Genomic DNA, 5,729 nt, shown 5'->3' on the forward strand with positions numbered 1-5,729 from the left:
CTCGCGCGCGAACTCAAGGTGGATCTCGGACGCGTCAAGGGCACCGGCGACAAGGGCCGCATCCTCAAGGAAGACGTCGAGGCCTTCGCCAAGAGTGGCGGTGCACCTGCCGCGGCCGCGCCGGCGGCGGCTGCAGCGGGCGGCGGCGTCGGCGGCATCAGCCTCCTGCCGTGGCCGAGCGTCGACTTCACCAAGTTCGGCCCGGTCGAGTCGAAGCCGCTGTCGCGCATCAAGAAGATCTCCGGCGCCAACCTGCACCGCAACTGGGTGATGATCCCGCACGTCACCAACCACGACGAAGCGGACATCACCGACCTCGAAGCCTTCCGCGTGCAGCTCAACAAGGAAGGCGAGAAGTCCAAGTCCCCCGTGCGACTGAGCATGCTCGCGTTCATGATCAAGGCCGCGGTGGCGACGCTGAAGAAGTTTCCTGACTTCAACGCCTCGCTCGACGGCGACAACCTGATCCTCAAGCAGTACTACCACATCGGCTTTGCGGCGGACACGCCGAACGGGCTGGTGGTGCCGGTGATCCGCGACTGTGACAAGAAAGGCGTGATGGCGATCGCGCAGGAGATGGGCGACCTCGCCAAGCTCGCGCGCGACGGCAAGCTCAAGCCCGACCAGATGCAGGGCGGCTGCTTCACGATCTCGTCGCTCGGCGGCATCGGCGGCACCTATTTCAGCCCCATCATCAACGCGCCCGAGGTGGCGATCATGGGGTGCTGCCGCAGCTTCTACAAGCCGGTGTGGGACGGCAAGCAGTTCGTGCCGCGCCTGATCCAGCCGCTGTCGCTGTCGTGGGATCACCGCGTCATCGACGGCGCCGCCGCGGCGCGCTTCAACGTCCATTTCGCGAACCTGCTCGCCGATTTCCGGCGCATCCTGCTCTGAAGGGAAACAGCCATGGCCAACGTCGTAGAGATCAAGGTTCCCGATATCGGCGACTTCAAGGACGTGCCGATCATCGAGGTGTCCGTCAAGCCCGGCGACACGGTGACGAAGGAACAGGCGCTCATCACGCTGGAATCCGACAAGGCGACGATGGACGTGCCCTCGCCGCAGGCTGGCGTGGTGCAGGAGGTGAAGGTCAAGCTCGGCGACAAGGTGTCCGAGGGCAGCCTCATCCTCACCCTCGATGCCGCCGAGGCCGCGGCCGGCGCACCGCCGAAGGAGAAAGTGAAGGAAGGCGCGTCGCCGAAGGCCGAAGGTGCGCCGACCGCCGACTACGGCGCACCGACCGGTGTGCTCGAAACGGTCGACGTGCATGTGCCCGACATCGGCGACTTCAAGGACGTGCCGATCATCGAGGTGTCCGTCAAGCCCGGCGACACCGTGACGAAGGAACAGGCACTCATCACGCTGGAATCCGACAAGGCGACGATGGACGTGCCCTCGCCCCTCGCGGGGACCGTGAAGGACGTGAAGGTCAAGGTGGGCGACAAGGTGTCGGAAGGCACGGCGATCCTCTCGCTTACGACCGGCGCCGCCACCAGCGCCTCGGCGCCCGCTCCGGCTGCGGGAGCACCGGCCGCGGCACCGGCGCCGACTGCTGCCTCGTTCGGCGGCAGCGCCGACATCGAATGCGAGATGGTAGTGCTCGGCGCGGGTCCCGGCGGCTACTCGGCCGCGTTCCGCTCGGCCGATCTCGGCATGAAGACCGTGCTCATCGAGCGCTACCCGACCTTGGGCGGCGTCTGTCTCAACGTCGGCTGCATCCCCTCGAAGGCGCTGCTGCACACGGCAGCGGTGATGGACGAGGTGGTCGCGCTCGCGCATCACGGCATATCGTACGGGGCACCGCAGCTCGACATCGACAAGCTGCGCGGCTTCAAGGAGGGTGTCGTCAAGAAGCTGACCGGCGGCCTCGCAGGGATGGCGAAGGGCCGCAAGGTGGAGACCGTCCGCGGTGTGGGACGCTTCCTCGACCCTAACAACATCGAGGTCGAGCTCACCACCGGCAGCGGTCAGGAAAAGACCGGTGAGAAGAAGGTGGTGCGCTTCCAGAAGGCAATCATCGCCGCGGGCAGCCAGGCGGTGATGCTGCCCTTCATGCCGAACGACGATCCGCGCGTGGTCGATTCCACCGGCGCGCTGGAGCTCAAGTCGGTGCCGAAGCGCATGCTCGTCGTCGGCGGCGGGATCATCGGGCTCGAGATGGCGACGGTGTACTCCACCCTGGGTTCCCAGATCGACATCGTCGAAATGCTCGACGGATTGATGACGGGGGCGGACCGTGACCTCGTCAAGGTGTGGGAGAAGAAGAACGCCGGGCGCTTCGCCAACGTCATGCTGAAGACCAAGACCACTGCGGCCGAAGCGACGCCGGAAGGCATCAAGGTCTCGTTCGAGGGCGACAAGGCACCGCCGGAGCCACAGCTCTACGACCTCGTGCTGGTAGCGGTGGGACGCAGCCCGAACGGCAGGAAGATCGACGCCGAGAATGCCGGCGTGATCGTGACGGACCGCGGTTTCGTGCCGGCCGACAAGCAGCTGCGCACCAACGTGCCGCACATCTTCGCCATCGGAGACATCATCGGCCAGCCCATGCTCGCGCACAAGGCGGTGCACGAAGCGCACGTGGCAGCGGAAGCCGCGCACGGCGAGGCCTCGTACTTCGACGCGCGGCAGATCCCGTCGGTGGCTTATACGGACCCGGAAGTGGCGTGGGCCGGGCTTACCGAGGAGGAGTGCAAGGCCAAGGGCATCAAGTACGGCAAGGCCGTGTTCCCGTGGGCCGCCTCGGGGCGCGCGATCGCCAACGGGCGCGACGAGGGCTTCACCAAGCTCATCTTCGACGAAGCGACGCACCGCTGTATCGGCGGCGGCATCGTCGGCACACACGCAGGCGATCTGATCGGCGAGGTGTGCCTCGCCGTGGAGATGGGCGCGGATCCGACCGACATCGGCAAGACCATCCATCCGCACCCGACGCTGTGCGAGTCGGTCGGCATGGCGGCGGAGCTGTTCGAGGGCGTATGCACCGACCTGCCGCCGGCCAAGAAGAAGTGATCATCGACTGATCTCTTGCGCGGCGCCGGGCACATAGACCCGGCGTCGCTATTCACGTTCGATCAGCCCGCGCAGACCGCGCGCGGCAAGGAGGGTGTATGGACAACCGACTGCGCGAAGCAGCACTCGAGTATCACCGGCTGCCCACGCCGGGGAAGATCTCGATTGCTCCCACCAAGGGACTCTCCAACCAGCGCGACCTTGCCCTCGCCTACTCGCCCGGCGTTGCCGCCGCGTGCGAAGCCATCGTCGCCAATCCGCGCGAGGCGGATACGCTCACCTCGCGCAGCAATCTCGTGGCGGTCGTGACCAACGGCACCGCGGTGCTGGGTCTCGGCAACATCGGCGCGCTCGCCGGCAAACCGGTGATGGAGGGCAAGGGCTGCCTCTTCAAGAAGTTCTCCGGGATCGACGTGTTCGACATCGAACTGAACGAAACCGACCCCGACAAGCTGGTGGAGATCGTCGCCGCACTCGAGCCCACCTTCGGCGGCATCAACCTGGAGGACATCAAGGCGCCCGAGTGCTTCTACATCGAGCGCAAGCTCCGCGAGCGCATGAAGATCCCGGTCTTCCACGACGACCAGCACGGCACCGCGATCATCGTCGGCGCCGCCTTCCTGAATGGGCTCAAGGTCGTTGGCAAAGACATCAAGCGCGTGAAGCTTGCCGCCTCCGGCGCGGGCGCCGCGGCGCTCGCCTGCCTCGACCAGCTGGTGAGCCTTGGGCTGCCGATGGAGAACATCACCGTCGCGGACATCAAGGGTGTCGTGTACCAGGGTCGAACCGAGGAGATGGACCCGAACAAGGCGCGTTACGCACGGGACACGCAAGCGCGAACCCTGGGCGAGATCGTCGCGGGCGCGGATGTCTTCCTCGGCCTTTCGGCGGGCGGCGTCCTGAAACCGGAAATGGTGAAGACGATGGCGGACCAGCCGCTCATCCTCGCGCTCGCCAATCCGCACCCGGAGATTCTTCCCGAGGACGCGAAGGCCGTACGCCCTGACTGTGTCATCGCCACGGGACGCTCGGATTACCCGAACCAGGTCAACAATGTCCTCTGCTTCCCCTTCATCTTCCGCGGGGCGCTCGACGTCGGCGCCACCACCATCAACGAGGAGATGAAGCTCGCGACGGTGCACGCCATCGCCGACCTCGCGCACGCCGAGCAGTCCGACGTCGTGGCCACGGCCTACGGCGAGAAAGGCCTGAGCTTCGGCCCGGAATACCTGATCCCGAAGCCGTTCGACCCGCGCCTGATCGTCAGGATCGCGCCCGCCGTCGCCCGCGCGGCGATGGACAGCGGCGTGGCGACGCGGCCGATCACCGACTGCGATGCCTACCGCGAAAGCCTGAGCCGCTTCGTGTACACGTCGGGCGGCGCGATGAAGATCGTCTTCGCGGCGGCGCGGCAGATGTCAAAGCGGGTCGCGTATGCCGAAGGGGAAAGCGAGAACGTGCTGCGCGCCGTGCAGGTGGTGATCGACGAGAAGCTCGCCCAGCCCATCCTGATCGGACGCCCCGACAAGATGCGCGAGCGCATCGAGAAGTTCGGGCTGCGCATCCGCGACGGTGTCGACTGCGAGTTCGTGAACATCGACTCCGACCCGCGCTACCACGACACATGGACCGAGTATTACCGGCTGACCAAGCGCCGCGGGGTCTCGTACGACGATGCGCGCGAAGAGGTGCGCCGGCGCAACACACTGGTCGCGGCGATGCTCGTGCACAGCGGGGACGCCGACGCGATGCTGTGCGGGACCGTCGGACGATACGCCTCGCACATGCGCCACATCACGAACGTGATCGGCCTGCGCAAGGGTGCCAGCACCTTCGCCGGCATGAACGTGCTCACGCTGCCGGAACATACGGTGTTCATCTGCGACACGCTGGTGAACCCCGATCCGACGCCGCAACAGCTGACCGAGATCACGCTGCTCGCCGTCGAGCAGCTGCGCCGCTTCGGCGACGTGCCGCGCGTGGCGCTCCTCAATCACTCCAGCTTCGGCAGCTCCGACGCGCCGTCCGCGCGCAAGATGCGGGAAGTGATGGCGCTTCTGGAAGCGCGCAATCCCGACTTCGAACTGGAGGGCGAAATGCAGGGCGATGCCGCCGTCTCGAAGGCGGTGCTCGACAAGGTGTTCCCCGATTCGCGCCTGACCGCCCCCGCCAACCTGCTCATCATGCCGAACCTCGACGCGGCGAACATCGCCTACAACCTGCTCAAGGTGATGGCAGGCGGCGGCATTACCGTCGGCCCGATCCTGCTCGGCGCCGCGAAGCCGGTGCACATCCTCGACCCGGGATGCTCGGTGCGCCGCATCGTCAACATGACCGCGCTCGCCGCAGTGGATGCCGACATCAAGCGCGAACGCTAGCTGGAGGGGCGGGCCCACACGCAGTTTCGATCGATCGACTCCTGAGCAGAGGCAGAACATGGCGCATCGCAAGCTCTACCAGTCGCTGTACTTCCAGGTGATCGTTGCGATCATCCTCGGCATCACGCTCGGGCATTTCTTTCCCGAGACCGGCGCGGCGATGAAGCCGCTGGGCGACGGCTTCATCAAGCTCATCAAGATGATCATCGCGCCGATCATCTTCTGCACGATCGTCGTCGGCATCGCCGGCATGGAGAACATGAAGACGGTCGGCAAGACCGGCGGCTACGCCCTGCTCTACTTCGAGATCGTCAGCACCGTCGCGCTCGTCGTCGGCCT

At 66.1% G+C, this 5,729-nt stretch carries 4 protein-coding genes; all 4 read left to right on the forward strand.

Translation table 11 applies throughout. The annotated features are described in order from the left end of the window. A partial coding sequence (locus JNK68_15950; protein ID MBL8541837.1) for a 2-oxo acid dehydrogenase subunit E2 occupies positions 1–894 on the forward strand: 894 nt, incomplete at its 5' end. A 12-nt stretch (positions 895–906) separates the two neighbouring features. Beyond that, positions 907–3,012, forward strand: a complete 2,106-nt coding sequence (gene lpdA / locus JNK68_15955; GenBank protein ID MBL8541838.1) for a dihydrolipoyl dehydrogenase — start codon at positions 907–909, stop codon at positions 3,010–3,012. A gap of 98 nt (positions 3,013–3,110) precedes the next feature. Further along, entirely contained in the window at positions 3,111–5,390 is a 2,280-nt protein-coding gene (locus tag JNK68_15960; GenBank protein MBL8541839.1) for an NADP-dependent malic enzyme, read from the forward strand. A 58-nt stretch (positions 5,391–5,448) separates the two neighbouring features. Continuing rightward, on the forward strand, positions 5,449–5,729 hold a 281-nt coding region (locus JNK68_15965), incomplete at its 3' end, for a cation:dicarboxylase symporter family transporter (protein MBL8541840.1).

Source organism: Betaproteobacteria bacterium (assembly GCA_016791345.1).
Lineage (GTDB): Bacteria > Pseudomonadota > Gammaproteobacteria > Burkholderiales > JAEUMW01 > JAEUMW01.